Origin of the sequence: Methanobrevibacter sp. (genome assembly GCF_045539575.1) — an archaeon.
In the GTDB taxonomy this organism is placed as follows: domain Archaea; phylum Methanobacteriota; class Methanobacteria; order Methanobacteriales; family Methanobacteriaceae; genus Methanocatella.
Genome location: NZ_JAZQFM010000007.1, coordinates 22,849 through 42,687, shown reverse-complemented (window position 1 = coordinate 42,687; position 19,839 = coordinate 22,849). Strand labels below are relative to the sequence as shown.

Below are 19,839 nucleotides of genomic sequence, written 5' to 3'. Positions count from 1 at the left end.
TGTTGTTTATGGTAATGATGTTGTTATTCAGGTTGTTGCTGATGTTGATGGTGTTTATACTCTTGATTTGAATGGTGAGGTCACTGAAATTGAGGTTGTTAATGGTAAGTATTCCAGATCATTGCGCCTGGCTCCTGGTAAGTATTATGCTAATGTGACCTTTGATAACGAAAATTATTCTAATGTTATTACTAATGCCGTGTTTGAGGTTTATAAGGCTGTAAATAATGTTAAAGTCATTGCTAATAATGTTGCTTATGGAAACGTGGCTGTGATTTATGTTTCTGCTGATGTTGACGGTGTTTATACTGTTGACGTTAATGGCACTATTGAAACAGTTAACGTTGTAGATAATATGGGTAACTTTACATTGTCTTTAGGTGTTGGAAGGTATTATGCTAATGTGACCTTTGATAATGGTAATTATTCAAATGTTATTACCAATGCTGTATTTGAAGTTTATCCTGTTGAAAATAATGTTAAAGTCATTGTTAATAGTGTAACTTACGGAAAAGATGTTGTTCTTCAGGTTGTTGCTGATGTTGACGGCGTTTACACTCTTGATTTTAATGGAGAAATCAGTACAATTAATGTAGTTGACGGCAAATATTCCAGAACAATGCGTCTTGCTGCAGGCAAGTATTATGCTAATGTAACCTTTGATGACGGTAATTATTCTAATATTATTACTAATGCCGTATTTGAGGTTTACCCTGCTGTAAATAATGTTAAAGTTATTGCTAAGAGTGTTACTTATGGCAAAGAAACTATGATTATTGTTTCCGCAGATGTTGACGGTGTTTATACTGTTGATGTCAATGGAACTGTTAAGTCAGTCAATGTTGTAAATAATAAGGGTAACTTTACATTGTCTTTAGGTGCTGGCAAGTATTATGCTAATGTGACCTTTGATAACGGTAATTATTCAAGTGTCATTACCAATGCAGTATTTGAGGTTTATCCTGCTGTGAATAATGTGAAAGTTGTTGTAAATAATGTTATTTATGGTAATGATGCAGTGATTTTGATTGGTGCTGATGTTGACGGTGTTTATACTGTTGATGTGAACGGCACTATCAGAACTGTTAATGTTGTTAATAAGAGAGGTAACTTTACCTTGTCTTTAGGTGTTGGAAGGTATTATGCTAATGTGACCTTTGATAACGGTAATTATTCAAATATAATTACCAATGATGAATTTGAAGTTTATCCTGCTGTAAACAATGTTAAAGTCATTGTTAATAATGTTGTTTATGGTAATGATGTTGTGATTATGATCGGTGCTGATGTAGATGGCGTTTACACTGTGGACGTTAACGGAACTATAAGGACAGTTAATGTTGTTAATAAAAGAGGCAGCTTTAAATTGTCCTTAGGTGCAGGAAGTTATTATGCTAATGTGACCTTTGATAACGCCAATTATTCAAGTGTCATTACCAATGCTTTGTTTGAGGTTTATCCTGCTGTGAATAATGTTAAAGTCATTGTTAATAGTGTAACTTACGGTAAAGATGTTGTGATTATGGTTGGTGCTGATGTAGATGGCGTTTACACTGTGGACGTTAACGGAACTATAAGGACAGTCAATGTTGTTAATAATAGAGGTAGCTTTACCATATCTTTAGGTGTTGGCAGGTATTATGCTAATGTGACCTTTGCTGACGGTAATTATTCAAATGTCATTACAAATGCTGTGTTTGAGGTTTATAAGGCTGTAAACAATGTTAAAGTTACTGCAAATAGTGTCACTTATGGTAATGATGTAGTTCTTGAGGTTGTTGCTGATGTTGACGGCGTTTATACTCTTGATTTGAATGGCGAGATCACTACAATTGAAATAGTCAACGGCAGATATTCAAGGACTTTGAGTTTGGATGTCGGTGAGTATTATGCCAATGTGACCTTTGAAAACGATAATTATAATACTACAGTTACCAATACAGTGTTTGAGGTTTATAAGATTGTGAATAATGTTAAAGTTATTGCTAAGACTGTTACTTATGGCAATGATGTGGTTCTTAAGGTTTTCGCTGATGTTGACGGTGTTTATGTGCTTGATTTAAACGGAAATATCAGTACAATCAATGTTGTAAACGGAATATACTCCATTTCATTGAGCCTTGATGTGGGCAAGTATTATGCTAATGTTTCATTCGCTGATTCACACTATGATTCAATCATATCAAATGCAACATTCAGTGTTTTGCCGGCTGAAGACTATGATATGATTGCTGGTGCAACATATAACAATGAGCTTTGCGTTTATGTCATACTTCCAAATCAAGCAACCGGAACCGTAACAATAAATGTTGCAGGTAAAGATTATTCCAAAGAGCTTAATAATGGAATTGCATTGTTTACAATTTCTGATGTGGCTCCTGGTGATTATAATATTTCAGTTCACTATTCCGGTGACAGTCACTTTGCTCCAAAAAGTACAAATTTCACTTTCCATGTTAAAAAGATAATGATTGATGCATATGATGCCAAATACGGATGGGCTAATTCCGTTACCTATTCAGTAAAATTGATTGATGAATATGGAAATGCTGTTTATGATAAAGATGTATTGTTTTCCATTAATGGAAAAACATTTAAATCAACCACTGATGCAAACGGTATTGCTAAGGTTACATTATCCTTAGCTATTGGAACTTATGATATCAAAATTTCCTGCCAGTCTGAAAATGTTACCAGAAATATTACTATCGTTTCCAGATTCAGCGGTAACAAGAACATCAACATGTACTACTTCGATGGAACCAAATACTCTTTCAGAGTTTACGGCAATGACGGAAATCCTGTCGGTGCAAATCAGAAAGTTGTAGTTACATTAAATAAAAAGACTTACACTGTTAAAACAAATGTAAATGGATATGCAAGTCTTCAAATTCCAAATACAGTGTATAAAAAAGGATCATACACTATTACTGCAACATACAAAGGACAGACAGTTAAAAATGTAGTGAAAATAAAAGAAATTCTGAATGGCAGAAAGTCAGTCACTGTTAAAAAGACAGCCAAACAGTTGGTATTGAAAGCAAATCTTAAAAAGAAACTTAAAGGTAAAACAATCGTGTTCAAGTTCTATGGTAAAAAATATACAGTAAAAACAGATAAATACGGTAAAGCTAAAGTTAAAATTACTAAAAATGTTATTAATAAGCTCAAAAAAGGTAAAAAATATACCGTGCTAATATCCTACTATAAAAGGAGTGTTAAAACAATCGTTTATGTTAAATAATTAATTATTCAAAATGATGGGAGGTAAATTTATGAAAATAATTAATACATGTTTGATGGCATTTCTGATTCTGTTGTTGGGAATAGGTTTTGTTTCCGCAGCAGAAGATGGAATAAACAGCAATATTGATGCTACGGTTTCAGATGTTGCAGAAGTTGAAGGTATTTCTGCAAATGGAGCTGATGATGTACTTAATGCAGTAGATGATGAGGAGGTTATTGGTGAAGTTAAAAGTCATGTTGAAGTGAATTCATACGATTTGGCTGACTTGAATCCTCATTCTGTTAATATAAATAATGATTCTGATTATGTTGCTTATGTATATGCACCTAATGAATCTGGAGGAAGTGTTTCTGTTGTCATTGGTGAAGATGACGATGCAGTGGAGATTTTTAATAAAGATATTCAATCCTTAGATAAGAAAGCTGATGAAAATGATAAGGAGTATTCTTATTTCTTTATCAGACCTACCGACATTAGCTATTCCATAGCTCCGGATTTATATTATGTCACTGTCGTATATAAGTACGGCTTAACATTAAGTGAGACAAATGACGGTCTTGTTCGTTTTGTTGAAAATGCAGATCATGTAACTGTTGATGTTCCTCCCCAAATAGTTATTGGCGATGCATTTGACCGATTTATGAGTATACATGTTGAAGGCACTTTAGGAAACCTTCGCGTTTTAATAGATGGTAAAGAGATAATGAACGGACCGGTTTTTGATTTAAAATATGATGAGGAATCAAACGAATTAAAACAGGTTATTCTAGTTGATTTGAATGACTTGTCCATAGGTCAGCACACATATGAAGTTTCGTATTATGACGGTAACTGGGAAGATGTAACCTTCAGCGATAAATTTAATGTCACATATCTTTTTGACGTTGCTGTAGGTGCGGACAATGTTTATTATGGTGATGAAGTTAATTTCACAGTTGCTTTGCCTAAGGATGCAAGCAGTAATGAGATTAAAGTTAACAATGAAATTCACAGTATTGATTTGGAAAACGGCCTTGCAAGCTTAACATTATCAGATTTTAATTTAGGTGAAAATGTCTTGAATTTCACTTATAATGATGTTAAATATGGTGAAAAAACATTCCAGATGGAGTTAATTGTCAATCCTGCAATATATGTTCCAAGCAGTGTGAGATATGGCAGTGATGAAAAAATCAGAGTTGATTTCCCAAGTGATGCTCAGGGCAAATTGCGCATCTTTTTAGATAATATAATAATTGCTGATCTTGATGCTGCAGACTCTGTTGTTACTTACTCATTGGATTCATTGCAAGTCGGTTCACATAAAGTTGCACTGCTGTATGATGATGAAAAGTATTATGTTAACAAGGAAGTTACTATTGACGTCATTCCTAATGTCGAGTTTAAGAATGTTTTGACTATTGGCGAAGACGCTTTTATTAGTGTTGATGTAGGTGCAGAAGGCAATGTTACTGTATTTTGCAATGGCCAAAATATATCAACCGAAAAACTTGTAAACGGTAAAATGAGCATTTCAATTCCATCTTCCAGTCTTCATTTAGGTGAAAATATCATCACACTGAAATATGACGGTGATGAATTTGATAAAGATCCATTTTATTATTATGATAACGAAACCGGTGAGAATGTCGCATATCAATATAAAGTAACCGTGGGTCCAAACGACTTGGAAATTCCAGACGAATTTTCTCAAGATGGTGAAGGTAATATAATTTTGGGCCTGCCTGAAGGATTTGACGGCAATGTTAAAGTTTACGTTAATAAGAAGCTATTGTCAACCAATGCTGTTTTAGGCGGAATAAATAACATTCCTGTATCCGGTTTAAATCCACAATCCAATAACGTAAGTGTCGTTTTAACTGATAGTGCGGGAAATTCTTTCGAGACCAATAAAGAGGTTTATGTTCCAAAAATTGAACCTCAAGTTGATATTGTATCTCCGGTCGTCAGTACTGTTCCAACATTCACTATTGTCATGCCGGATGATGCCACTGGTAGGATTCTGGTCATATTGAATAATTATTCTACAGTAGAAGATGCGGAAAATGGAAATATAACTGTGACAATTCCTGGTTTGGAGGATGGAGTTTATAATTCTACAATTTTATATGAAGGAGATTCCAAATACTCAAGTTTCATTAAAAATGTCATTATAACAATCAGAACTGTTGAATTAAAGAATCCTCAATTGAAAATATCCGTTCCAAGCAATTATCTGGGTCAAAAATCAGTCATTACAGTTACTACTAACAGCGCTTTTACAGGCATTGTTAAAGTTAAAATCAAGTCCACTACATATTCTGTTAGTGTAGTTAACGGTAAAGGAACCAAATCAATTTCAGGCCTTAAAGTAGGCACATATAGTGCAGTCGCTACATTTGCGGCTAACAGTGTTTTCAAATCCGATACAAAATCTGTTAGTTTTAAGGTAAATGAGAATGTTAAGTTAACTCTTGGTGCGGTTACAGTTAAAAAATCAGCCAAAAAGTTAGTTATTAAGGCTTCTTTGAAAATCAATGGTAAAATAGCTAAAAGTAAGACTATCAAGTTCAAATTCAACAATAAAATTTATAAAGCTAAAACCAATAAGAAAGGTGTTGCAAGCATTACAATTAAGAGCAGCATACTCAATAAGCTTAAAGTAGGTAAAAATATAAAATATAGTGCAACTTACAGTAAAAAAACAGTTCAAAAAACAGTCAAGGTTAAAAAATAATTACAATTAGTTAGGTGAGAGAAATGAAGAAATATCAAATCATTTTAATATCATTTGCAGCATTGCTGCTGATAATGGGTGCGGCAAGCGCAGCCGAAGTTGATGATATTACAAATGACACAATAGTTAGTGACATAAGTGTTTCTGATGATATTTTATGCGCTAATAATTATTCGGATGTTGTGAGATTAAATAAGGAATTTAACGGCAATACGTTCTCAGAACTTCAAAATGAAATTGATGGCTGTAGCGATAGTGATACAATTATATTGAATAAGGATATTATTCAGGATGAATCAAATAAAATTTCCATTAAAAAGGCATTGACCATTAATGGAAATGGACATACTATTGATGCTCAGCAAAAATCTGGCATTTTCTACATAGAAGGTGCAGCAGAGGTGATATTGAAAAATATTACCTTTAAAAACGCTAAAGAAAATAATGGAGCAGTGATTCAAGCTACTTCCGGAATTTTGCATGTGGATAATTGTACTTTTATGGATAATGTAGCTGAAAATTACGGTGGCGCCATTTATACACAAGCTATTTCCTATATAACTGATTGTAATTTTACCGGCAACTCCGCTAAATACGGTGGAGCAATTTATAGTGACGGCGCTGATGAAAAATTATATTTCAACAATTTTATCAATAACACTGCTAAAAATGACGGTGGAGCAGTATTTTTAAACTCATTGAATCAGAATGACATTGAATACAATTCATTTATCAATAACAGTGCCGATAAAGGCGGAGCATTGTATGTCAATAATTCTAATGCTGATATTGTTTCAACCCTCTTTTTGAATAATACTGCAGTAAAAGGAGGTGCAATATCTTCCATCAATTCAACTTGCATGGTGGAATATTGCGATTTTGAATATAATTCCGCTGATGAAGGTGGTGCAATACTTTTAAATAATTCACAAGGCAGTATTGACGGTTCATATTTTGACTTTAACACTGCTTACAAAAAAGGAAGTGCAATTTATTGGGCTCCGTTAACTGCTAATTTGAATTGCAGCGTAACCGGTTCTGAATTCTTTAACAATAAGGTAAAATCCTACTCTTTAAAAGCAAATTTGACTAAAGGCAGTTTATTTTTAGAGCTGACCGGATGGAATAATTTCTTTAATGCAATTTATGCAGATTCAGATATCAAATTTAGAGATGTGAGATATTGGAACGGCAACAGGACCAACAGTGATTTGGAATCATATCATACCGGTGCTAGCGGGCAGAATATTACTTTAGAAATTTATGATTCCAAGAAAAATCTTTTAGTAAATACTACTTTGACAACAAACGTTTTTGGTCAACAGTATTATAATATGTTCCTTTTCAATGATGCAGATTACACATATAAGGCATATCTTTCAAATGAGGATTATTATACCTATATTGCATGCAGCGGTAAATTTACATTAAAAAGGTTTGCAAGTTCAATCAGTCTAAATATCTCAGATTGTGAGGAATTTACATACGGTAAGTGTGTTGTGCCGTTTGATGTTGTTAACCGTACTGATGTCAGAGCGGTCATTACAAATGAGGATGAATCAGTTGTTTATTTCAACAGCACTGTCAATGAATATTCAAGACGTGTACTTGTTGATTTGCCTGCCAGTGATGAATACTATAAAATCACTGTCTATAATCTTCCAAATAGCAGAAATCTGGGAAGTCAGGATTCCAGACTGTTCAAGATTTCAAGGACATCCTCATCAATTTCAATAGACCCTATAAAAGATTTTAATTATGGAAGAAGCCCTGTGGTTTCATTCAATGTGGAAAACATGACTTATATTCTTGTAACTGTCTATGATGAAGACGGAAGAGGCGTTTATGCAACAACCGCAGATACAGATTATATTTTTATTCCAGTATTGAATGTAGGCAAATATAATTTATATGCGGAAAATATGAAAGATGAAAACATATCCAGTTCAACCAGTTCTGCTACTTTCAATATATTAAAAGAGAAAAATTGGATTAATGTTTCTGCAAATAAATCCGATTATGGAAATCGTGTTATTTTAACCGTTAAGGCATGGGTTGACGGTAAGTATACTATTGATGTTAATGGAACTTTAATGAATGTTAGTGTAGTTAGAGGTAATGGTGAAATCAGTTTGTATCTTCCTGCCGGACAATATTATGCAAATGCAATTTTCAATAATCCGAATTATGATACAGTTATAACAAATGCAAATTTCACTGTTCTTCCAGAGAGCAATATGCAAGTGGACTATAATGAAGATGTTGTCAATGGTGAAAGCATAACATTTAATGTGGCTGTTAATAACGGCGCAACAGGCAACATAAAACTTTTATTCGGCAATGATGAGTACACAGCAGCTATTGATAACGGTAATGCTGTTATTGAAGTTTCAAATGTAAGTTCAGGAAATCATGATGTGTCAGTCATATATGAGGGTGACGAAAATTATGCTGCCGATAAAATCGACAATAGTGTTCATGTCAAGACATATGGCATTATGCTTGGCGCGATGCAATCAGATGAATGTTCAGTAAGATTATATGATGAGGACGGAAATGGCGTTTCCAATAGGGAAGTGCTGTTTTCCATTGACGGACAAACTTTAAAATCAGTCACTGATAGTGAGGGTATTGCAAGTATTAATCCTTATTTAAACCCAGGATTCCATACTATTGAAGTTATCTACCTCACTTTAAATATAACTAAGCATATTTCTGTTGCACCAGCATTCAGTGGAAATAAAAACATCAATATGTACTATTTCGATGGAACCAAATACTCTTTCAGGGTTTACGATGATAATGGAAATCCTGTTGGTGCAGATCAAAAAGTGGTAGTTACATTAAATAAACAGACTTATACAGTCAAAACAAATGCAAATGGATATGCAAGTTTACAAATTCCAAATACTGTAAAGACTGGAACTTATACTATTACTGCGACATATAGAGGAGAAACTATTAAAAATACAGTTAAAGTAAAACAGATTTTAAGTTCTAAAAAGACAGTTAATGTTAAAAAGACAGCTAAAAAGTTAGTGTTGCAAGTTAAGCTTTATAAAAAACTTAAAGGTAAAAGCATATCTTTCAAATTTTATGGTAAAACCTACAAAGTGAAAACCGATAAAAATGGAATTGCAAAGGTTACAATTAAGAAAAGTGTGATAAATAAACTCAAGAAAGGAAAATCATATACAGTTAATATTTATTACTCTAAAATCAGCTTAAAAACCAAGGTTAAGGCAATATAAAAACGGTGATACAATTAATAACAATTTAGACGGGGATTGATTATGAATAAGATGTATAAATGTTTATTTGTGTTTATGATATTGTTGGTAAGTGTGGGCGCTGCCTATGCATCTGACGATATTGCATCGAATAATGAAACTAGCGTTTTAAGTATTGATGAAACTGCTAGTGTTGTTAATGATGCTTCAGAAATCGAAGAAAATGATACTTGGGAGGGTTTGCCAGGAGATTTAGATGAGCAATCTCTGGTGAACTCTTCAAATATAAAACATTATGAAATTATTACAGGTGATATTTCCAAGTATGATTTCCATGATAATTATAAAGTTAAAGTAGTTAATGAATCAGGAATAGCTGTTTATGGGGGGCATGTTGATTTCTATGTAAATCACAAGCTTGCAAATACAAGCAAAGTTGATTATTTTGGTTATGCCTCTTTTAACTTAAATTCATATATAACATCTAACGGAACATATGAGATATCTTCAATATATTCAAATGATGATGACTATGGAAGTGCTGTAACCCGTCAAAGCATAGTTGTCGATGATGTTCCTATGAATCAACGTGATGTCCAGATTATATTTGAAAATATCAAGTTATATGAGTTGGGTGAAAAATACAGCGTTAAGGTGTTAAATAAAAATGGCACTCCTGTCCGCAAGGGTAATGTTGTTTTTATTGCTTATGACAGGATTATTTTCGCTAATATTGATGAAAACGGTATTGCCAGTTTTTATCTTCCAAGTAATTTGAATATTACAGGCAACTTGATGATTTGGACTATGTATTCAGATGGTGAGTTCACCGATTTGTCTGCCCGTGAACAGATTACCGTCGGTACCCGTACTATTGCTGCTCTAGACAAAAGCAGTTTAGGCGCCCGTATGATGCATAGCTGGAACAATTATAATTTTACTTATCACGAAGAAGGAAAGTATATTGCTCCTATCAAGGATAATGTTTATCTTGTATTGGATGTATTTGGTAAATGTTATCTTTTGTATGAAAACACTATCAATAACAGTGCTCAATTGTCAAATCAGTTCTCTTCTTTAGGCTCATCTTTTAATTATGATGTTGTTAAGCTTAATCTTGTAGAGGGCACTACCTACACTTTAAAAGATCAGGTATGGGAAGATCAGGAATGGTATTATGCAAGCAGAATTGCCAACGGTCAGCTGATTGTTAATGGTAACGGTGCTACTATAACTCCTCATGAGGATGCCAGTGATCTGTTGAATTTCATGTATATCGGTAGAGAAGCCAATGTCAATTTTGTTAATGTTAACTTAAATAAGTTTAATCATGTTTTCATCAATCAGGGTAATCTTTTGTGTGAAAACTGTATTTTTAGAGAGAATAGGGCTTATAAACTGGATGTTAAACTCTCAGGCTCAGGTACAATAGTTCATAATTACAACACAGTATTTTTTGATAACTGCGGATTTTATGATAATAAAGCTGAGTATTGGGGTTGGTTCACTCAGGAAATGGATGCTTCCATTTTATATGCAGAACCGTATTCTGTAAATATTTTCAATGGATTTTACGGTAAATTCCAATCAGATTCATTATATTGCTGCAATTTCACCACTACAATCTTTTATGGTGTTGACAATAATTTGGTTAAGGATAAATTGTCTGATTCAGTATTTGCTCAGAATTCATATTTTGCAACAGTAGACCGTGAGCTTATTAATGAAAACAAGGAATTGATTATTGATGTCCACTCCAAATCAGAGTTAATCAATGCATTTTACATGTTAAACACATTTATCACTGCAAACAAGGTAACTATCAATCTGGCCCATGGAACATATGAGTTCAACACTGATGATTATAATAAAATTAGGTCTTATAACTACAGGCATATGGAACAAGACCCTCCAGGTCCAGATTATACTCCTGTTCAAGATCAGTATCTGCTGGATGTAGGTTATTGTCCGGTAATAATCAATGGTAACGGTGCGACTATTAAGATGACAGGTAATGATGACGATGATGATTATCATTTAGCTTATATAGGTAAGTATGGATCTTTGAAAATATCTGGTTTAGTTGTTGAGAGGTTCAATACTGCATTTTTCGTTACAGGTAGTTTTGAGGCATATACATCTACTTTTGTGGATAATGTCATAGATTATTCTACTGTTAACGGCGATTATGGTGGAGTATTCCGCTCACATGGTGGTAAAGTCACATGTCACAGTTGCTGGTTTAAAGGTAACAGGGCAGATAATATCGGTGATTATTCAACTTCCGATTTTTATGCGGACATGTCATCTTCAGTTGATTTAAGAATTTGTAACGGTAAACCTCAAGGTTACATGGCTGGAAATTCATATCTTAAAAGTGACGCTTTCTCAATGCAAAATGTTCATGGATATACTTATTATGAAAAATTTGAAGAGAATTATCAGACTGATGATTTTAAAATTTTCAATGTAAGTGATACCAACTCCTATAATAATCTTAGAAACTATTTCAGTAATCATAAGGTTAAGAGTTTGTATATTAATTTCACAGGAGATTATGATTTTGATTTACATCCTGTTTTTGATAGGGCTATGGCTATTGTGTTCAACAGCAACGGTCATAAAGTCAAATTCAACAGGATGACAATTGAATCTCCGAGTACCATGACTTTCATCGGATTTGACTTCGAAAATCTAATGGTTAATATTAAGGGGTCAGTTACTTATATCGATTGTAAGTTCCACAACAATAAGCAAGGAGAGGATTACTTCTTCTCAAATGAGGGTTCATGTACATTAGTTAACTGTGACTTTTATGATAATGAGGGTGATGATTCCATTATCTATAATAAAGGGTCTTTAACAATTTATGACAGTTCATTTAGGAATAATGAATTCGATGATGATTATGGTGTTATTTATAATTATGGCGGGTCTGTCAACTGTATAAATACTACTTTCAGCGGCAACACTGAAGGTAAATATATTTTCAATTTCGAAAGTGGAAACTGTGCATACAGCGGTTCAGGCATTACTTCATCTAATGTTGAGTTTGATGAGGCATGGGCTAATTGGAAAGCCGGTCTTGTTCAAGGCGCATTTTTGGTTGCTACTGCTGCACTTACTTATGGTGCAGGTACAGCTATTGGTTCAGTTATGCCTGGTGTTGCAGGACTTGTTGTTTCTAGTATTGCAGGTGCAGGTATTGGTGCTGCCAGCGGTTTAACTTACGGTCTTATAGAAGGTAATGTTTATCATGATTACAGCAATGTCTGGAAACATACATTGACTTTTGCATTTATAGGTTTAGGTTTAGCTCAGTCAGGATTTGCAGCTCAAGCTAATTTCATAAGACAGGTTGATCAGGCTTTCAATAATCGTGCAAACCCTGGTGATGGTGGTGTAGCTCCACAAAACCCTCCGGCTCCTAGAAATCCTCAAGGAGGTCAGGGTGCTGGTGGTCTGGATGCTCTAAATGAGAATCCTGCTTTCCAGGCTCAATTGAAAGGTTCTCTTGAGGCTGATTTAGAAGCTCTCATAAACTCATTTGGTAATCAGTATAATCAGTTTATTAATACAATTAGAAACGTTTTACCTACATTGTCAGGTCCTAATGTTAATATGCAAGAAGTGTTAGCTTTATATTCTACTATGCAAACTATTTTAGCTAGACAACAAGTTCTGGCTCCGGATGAGGTTCCGATTAATATTATTGACAGGGTATCAAATAATCAAAATCCTGTTGCGGAAGGCGAACGATTGCCTCCTGCTGCTGATATTGTTCCATTGGATGCAGGAAATGTATTCATTAATAATATAATTGATCCGAATGGATATATTCTACGCACTATTGAAAATAATCCGAATGTTAATTATATAAGGAATATGCTTAGTTTGAATTCATATAGATTTGCTAATAATAATCAGACTCATGCTGAGAGGGTTATGAATTTGCTTATTAATTTCAATACCTTGTATAATCGTGCTCGTAATTTGGGTTGGAATCAATTAAGTCAAAATATGCGTAATTACATGGAGTTCTACAATCAAAATATAGGTCCTCAGGGTCATGCTCGTACTGTTAATGCTCTGTTTAACTATAATATTAATCACATGTCAATTACAGCATGGGAGAACATTTATGAAAGTGCTTCAAATGAATTGAATAGACTTATAAATTCGTCCAATATAGGCGGATTTGATTTGGACGGTCAAGTTAACATTACTGCTCAGATTGAGTCACGTATTTCAAATCTTATTAATCAGTTGGATAAGAAGTTTGAAAATGACCCTGATAATCTTGACAAATATAAAACTTTAATTGACCTTTATAAAAATAGCGATCATAATGACCTTGAAGTAATGTTGAAGGTTTATGCAGGATTATCTAATCTGACCAAGTTTCCTAAAATGAATATGAGTGAGTATTATGATGCGATTTCATTTAATTATCCTGACTTAATTAAAACTAACGTATATTACAGCGTTTTCAGTAGGATTAATACTTTTAATAACAGAGCGGATTTCTATGATATGCTTAATGATATTGAAAAAGAGCTGAAGTTATTGCGTGAAATCAACGTCACAGTATATAATGAGGTTATAAGCAGCGTATTTGATGGAAAAGAATATAATGCTTGGTATAAAAGTATGAAGAAACTGTATGACTCAAATCCTCAAACCGCTCTAAAAACTGCAAAAACAATATATCAGCAGGCTTATGATTACTTTAACTTATATCACAGAGATGTAAAATTAATAAATGAAGCCCATATTAATACTTATTATGTTAAAAATTTATTCACTCATTATATGCATGTGTATAATGCTCTAAGTGATTCCAATAAGATAATTCTTAATAGGTATTTCTATGACCAGTGCTGTGAGCTCATTAAAAGCTTCAATGGTATTCATATATTCCATGGAATATGGGATGAAACTGAGAATTTAAATAAATTAAGTAATATTAGTGATACCTCCGAAAGATACTTTGAAAGATTAACTGAACTTTACGTAATATTGATGGAATCTAAAGACATTGATAATATATTTAATAAGGATATATCTGGTTTAAATTCATCTCAACTCGCTGACATGATAATTGAAGACCTGATTAAATATTATAAAGGAAATTACCAACGTTTGGATCCGTCTGCTAAATTCTTGGGACAGCAAACTCCAAATTTCAATCTATTGGTCAGAATTTTGAATTGGGCTGGTAATAATTCAATTGATACTCTCCAATCATTTTACCATACTATGGCCTCTTTTAGAGAGGAGCTTCAAGCGGTATATGCTCTAGAAAGGCAGTTATTCTTTGATCAACCAATCGACATTGACTTATATCGCAGTAAAATACATAATGTTGACATTAGTCGTACATGGATATCATTTGAATTCGGGCGCAGGGTTTCATATTTGTTCAATTTCACAAATATGATGGATTATGTTGTTGCGAATAAAGATTATGTTGTGAGATGGTTTATAGACCAGCTGGATCTTCCTGGCACTCGTGCGGAACAAGAACTTCAAAGGCTTCACAGAAGAACTATACTTTATATGACAGTTTTCAATAAGTATTATTTGAAAGATAGCAGTATAGATAAAACAAGATTGAATCTAATAGATCTGCTGTTAGCTGAAGCATCTTCTACATATTCATTTAATAAGGCATTCGGTGATCAATATTCATCTCTTATCAATTTGGAATTGGGTATTGATCTGGAAACTGCAAAGCAAATGCAACGGAATAAAGAACCTAGTGATCAGTTTTCAGATATTGATGTTGCTAATATAACACAGAAGTTAAAATTACTTAAGACTTCATCTCCTATTGCATATTGGATTTTAATGGACCAATACCGCGAAAAGTATGACGTGCCTTTGATAAGTGAAACTAAATGGACATTTAATAATAAGGAAAGTCAGTATTACGTTAAGGATGCTAACGGCGTATCTGTATCTTATTATGATTTCGCCACAAGTGTTGTGAATTCCATTAACGACATTCTTTCAAGGATTGGTGTTATTGAGGGAAATCAAATAATATTAAAAAGCATGAATACTAATATTGCCAGGTTGGTGGATAATGCCAATATTTATAACAATATTTTCAACAAGAAGGCATATTACAATCAGATGGAACTAACCGATGCCAATGTTAAACAGATGATTAAGGATATAGAGTATGACTTTAATTATCTCAAGGCTCATGATACTATCACATATGACGCAATAATCAATTCACTTTTTGATGGAAAGGAGTTTCCTGAAGTGGCAGATGAATATGATGGTCAAAATCTTTTAATCATGTATAATATAATATTTGATGCTTTAGAGGAATATAGGAATAACACAAAAGTATTGGAAAATGAAGTTAATGTGATGATTAATCAATTGAATAACAATACTGTTAAGAATTTAAAAAATAATAACCTGACAAGCCAAATACGCTCTAATCTATTATATTTCATCTTCTTCTGGGAGTATTTACACAAAAACAAAGATGAAAACAACCTTATCTTTTCTGATGGAGACCCTGGACTTATAATGTCATATCATTTATTTAATGCTCCTCTTCAGGATATTTACAACAGATACAATGAAATATTAAATAGAATAATATTCTTCAGCGTGTTTAATGATGATGTGGATTTAAATGCGTTAAACCTCACTGAAATGAAAGATCTGTTCAATAATAATCTTTATAGGGCATATCACAGTCCAAACAGATATGCTGAGGTTTTCGAATATCTCAATACTCAAAGTGTAGATTTCAGAACTTTCCAACAAGGCAACGATTTCAGAGCTTATGAGAATTATATTAATTCCATCAATGACAAAGCTCTTTTAATCAAATGGTATAACGCTATTCACAATAAAATCCATTATAATGGAAATGCAAATGTCAATCCTAAGCCTAATCCTATACCTGTTTCAGGTCCTGTTCTGACTCCTGAAATATTGAAAGATATTGAAAAGATTATCCGTGATAACAGTATTTACGATAATGATCCTAGTAATATCTACAATTCCCAAGAACAAGGATATTTCATGGGTTCCTGGAAAGCATTTGTTGAAAAATATGGTGAAATTTCCAACATTGTTTTAAAAGACCTTATGAAAGGAGATTTGGACAAGTTTATAGATGATAACGAATATAATTTCCCTGATATTCGTCAGGCAATTGTTAATTTCCTTAAAAACTACAAACCAGGTAATAATCAACCTGCTGAAGAAGATTCCAGTATAACAAAATCCCAGTTTGAAGACATTAAAAAGATTATGGAAAACACAAATCTTGAGCCTGAAAAACAATATGATATAATCAATCCATATATGGTAAGGCTGTATGGTTCCTGGGAAAAGATAGAGGATAATTATCCTGTTGTTTCTAAATTTGTATCAGAATTTTTATTTAATAATGTTGATTTGGCGACATATGCCAATAAGCATGGTGACTTTAAAAATAACTATAAAAATATCAGAGAAAACATCATCGAGTTCATTCGCCTTAATCTTTTAAAAGAGGATGCGCCGAATGTAGTGGAAATAAAGAATATTGAAGACGTTAGTAAAGTGGATATTTTAATCAACGGTAAAAAAGTTTCTGAGTGTAATATTGAAGAAATAAATGCATATACTATCAAAAAGATTCAAACAACCAATATTGACTCTGCTTTAATGAACTCACTTGTACTTAAGGCAACAGCTATTTACCAAGGTTACCTACAATATGTTGACAGCATGAAATCTGCTAACGTACCTGAAAATGAGTATACAAAAGGATTTAATCAATTCAAAAATAGATACGTTGATATCTTAAAACAGATTAATTCTAAGGATTTGAATACTTATGGAACTTTAATTGTTATTACAGCTATCTTAAAGGATAACTCTCTTCAGCCGGATGAAATAATGACTGATATTTCAGAGGAGTATCATAAATTTTTACTTTCCTGGATTAAACTTGAAAATGAGTATCCTGATGTTGCAAGATTTATTCTTGAAACCAATTTCCAAAATGATATGAATAAGATGAAAGAATTCTATGAAAGATTCAGTACTGATGAAAAGGCCCGTTTGAAATTTGCTGAACTTGCTCAGAATTATTTCTATAATAATCCTAATTCAAATGCAAATAATAATTATATTTTGATTGAAAAGGAAAATGTTAAAGATGCTTCTTTAGATGACGTTATAGGTTATATGCAAAATACTCTTGAAAAGGCAAACGGTTATGTTGAGCAGATTAGAAAAGAAGATCCTAAATCAGCTGATTCATTGAAAAATAAAATTGATGATTTATATGAGGAATATATGATTAAAATTACAACTTATTCCCATAAATTACATTATATTATATTTATTGATGAATTAAATAAATTGTTTAAAGACAAAAACATTAAAAATCAGCCTGTAAATGAAAATCCTCAAAAAGAAAAATACCATATTCAAAAAGATAATGTAATCGTATTAAGTCCAGTAAAAGCTGCACAATTAATGCTAAATGCTATGGATTCTGTTAAAAGCAATGTGGATAAAATAATGAAAACCAATAAAAAGCTGGGTCAATGGGTATTGGACAAGGCTTCAGAATTGGCTAGCAAGTATAGTGACGGTATTAACGCTGGTGACATAGAAAGTTACACTAACTTTATAAATGAATTAAATAAACTCTTTAAGGATTCAGTCGGATTTTCCAGTCCGGTTAAAATTCAGGATGAAGTACTGAAAACTATGGAAAATGAGGATATTAAAAATTTAATAAGGTTGAAATTCCATTTAAATCCTGATTTAGAATTTTCACAACAAATCCTGGAAAATCTGGATAAACCGAATTTAACTAAAAATGATTTAATAAATATTTATAATGTTGCAAACCAGTATATAATCAAAGAATCAAATATAAAAACTAAAAATAAGATTTTGACTACAGGTTCCACATTCTTTAAAATTAAATCAAGTGATTTATCCGATATAAACAAAGTGAAAAAGTCCATTAGCACTAATTTAAATGTTCTTAAAGTCTTTTTCCCTAATGCATATTACAGTATTTCTAAAGTATTCCAGAATGATTTAAGCAGATTATCAGAATTATCTCTTGATGAATGTGTTAATTTGAATAACCGCTTATCCGTTTACTCTAAAAATTACTTTAACTTATTCAAAAATTCAAATTCTTTCCAAGAGGAATATGAATCAAGAAATGATATGGACGATGATACTCATAATCATAAAATTCGCATATTAGAGGATAATACATTTAAATTTTTCGACAGCAGCTATGTTAATTTCCTTTTAAGTCTTGATAATAGTAATGCTGAAACAATCAAAACTGTAATTGAAACTGAAATGTTTTACCTTGGTTTGACAAACAGAAACCTGCATGAATATTATTTGAATAAATATTTTGAAGGTTTATCCCCGGAATCATATTTCGAATCTGTCGAGGGCAACATTTCACCGGATAAGAAAGATAAATTTTTCCAAGATTTCTATAAAAATATTCTAAATGATTTTAACTCCCTGAGGAAAACTCTTGACGTTATCGATAATCTCAGAACCGATAAGGAGAAGAAAGATTATTACATTAAAAGTTTTGAGAAGACCTATGGTGTTGACTTAAGTTCAGATGCAGCCAAATTTACAAGGACTTTGGTATTTGCATTAATGAACCTCCATATGGAAAATCAGTATAATTTCACACAATACCTTATTTATGGATTAAATGAGGATGGCAGTCTTAAAGAGGATATTAAACAAAAGATACTCAACAAGATTTGCAGTGAATTATTCGTCGCATTTGATGGTATTTTCATTTTAAATGAAGCTGATTTCGAAATGCTTGTTGACATCATGACTTTAAATTACCAACAAAGTTTCAATATCCAAATAATGAATGATTTCAATAAGCTCGTTTCTGATGAAGGAGGTAAAGTTACCCAGGAAACTAAAAATCTGGCCAGATATAATTTAATATTGTCCTTGATCTTAAAGAATAAAATATTGTTTGACAATGAAAATGCTGTATTATATCCGGAAGAACTGGATTTATTAAATAACTTAAGTGCCCTTAAGTGTTATAACCTTATAAGTCAGATTCTACAAATGAAACTCAGGAGTGAATTTTCAAATAAAAACACTGTTGTAGAAGGACTCATTCCGGGACTTAATAAAATACTGAATTCAATGGAATATAAACTTTTAAATCACATGAAAGCTAAAGCAGGCGATCCGCATATAACACAGTATTATACTATCTTTAATAATGCTAATAACCTCCCTGATAATCTACAGGACATGATTAATTTCATGGAAAATGAGTTAGCACAGTTGAGAGAGTTTGATGCTAACTTGCACCAGGATATTCTGGTTAGATTCTTCATGGGAAGGACTCTTTCAGACCTTCAGGATGAATATGAAGGTAAAATTACATTAGGCGGATTGAAAAAAACATATAAGGATATTATGAACTGGTTTGACTTTTGGAGGAACAAGGCCATTTTAAATGAGGTGATAAAGGTATAATTTCAAAAGTATTGTGCATTTACTTAAATGAGTTTAACAGATTGATTTCAATGAACAGTTAAAGATAACTGCATGATGAGGTCAATCATAAACTTATTTATATTATTTTTAACTAC

Annotated in this window: 4 protein-coding genes; all 4 read left to right on the top strand. The window is 32.6% G+C overall.

The genetic code is table 11. The features are described from left to right. Nucleotides 1–3,244 (top strand): Ig-like domain repeat protein (locus ACKI30_RS00850; protein WP_407409070.1); only part of this gene is annotated, 3,244 nt, incomplete at its 5' end. Between the two features lie 31 nt (nt 3,245–3,275). Then, entirely contained in the window at nt 3,276–5,963 is a 2,688-nt protein-coding gene (locus ACKI30_RS00845) for an Ig-like domain-containing protein (RefSeq protein ID WP_407409068.1), read from the top strand. A 23-nt stretch (nt 5,964–5,986) separates the two neighbouring features. Then, nucleotides 5,987–9,214: an Ig-like domain repeat protein gene (locus ACKI30_RS00840; protein ID WP_407409066.1), complete on the top strand. Its 3,228-nt coding sequence runs from the start codon at nt 5,987–5,989 to the stop codon at nt 9,212–9,214. Between the two features lie 42 nt (nt 9,215–9,256). Then, a complete protein-coding gene (locus ACKI30_RS00835; RefSeq protein WP_407409064.1) occupies nt 9,257–19,723 on the top strand; it encodes a hypothetical protein in 10,467 nt (3,488 codons plus the stop codon). The last annotated feature ends 116 nt before the right edge of the window (nt 19,724–19,839 follow it).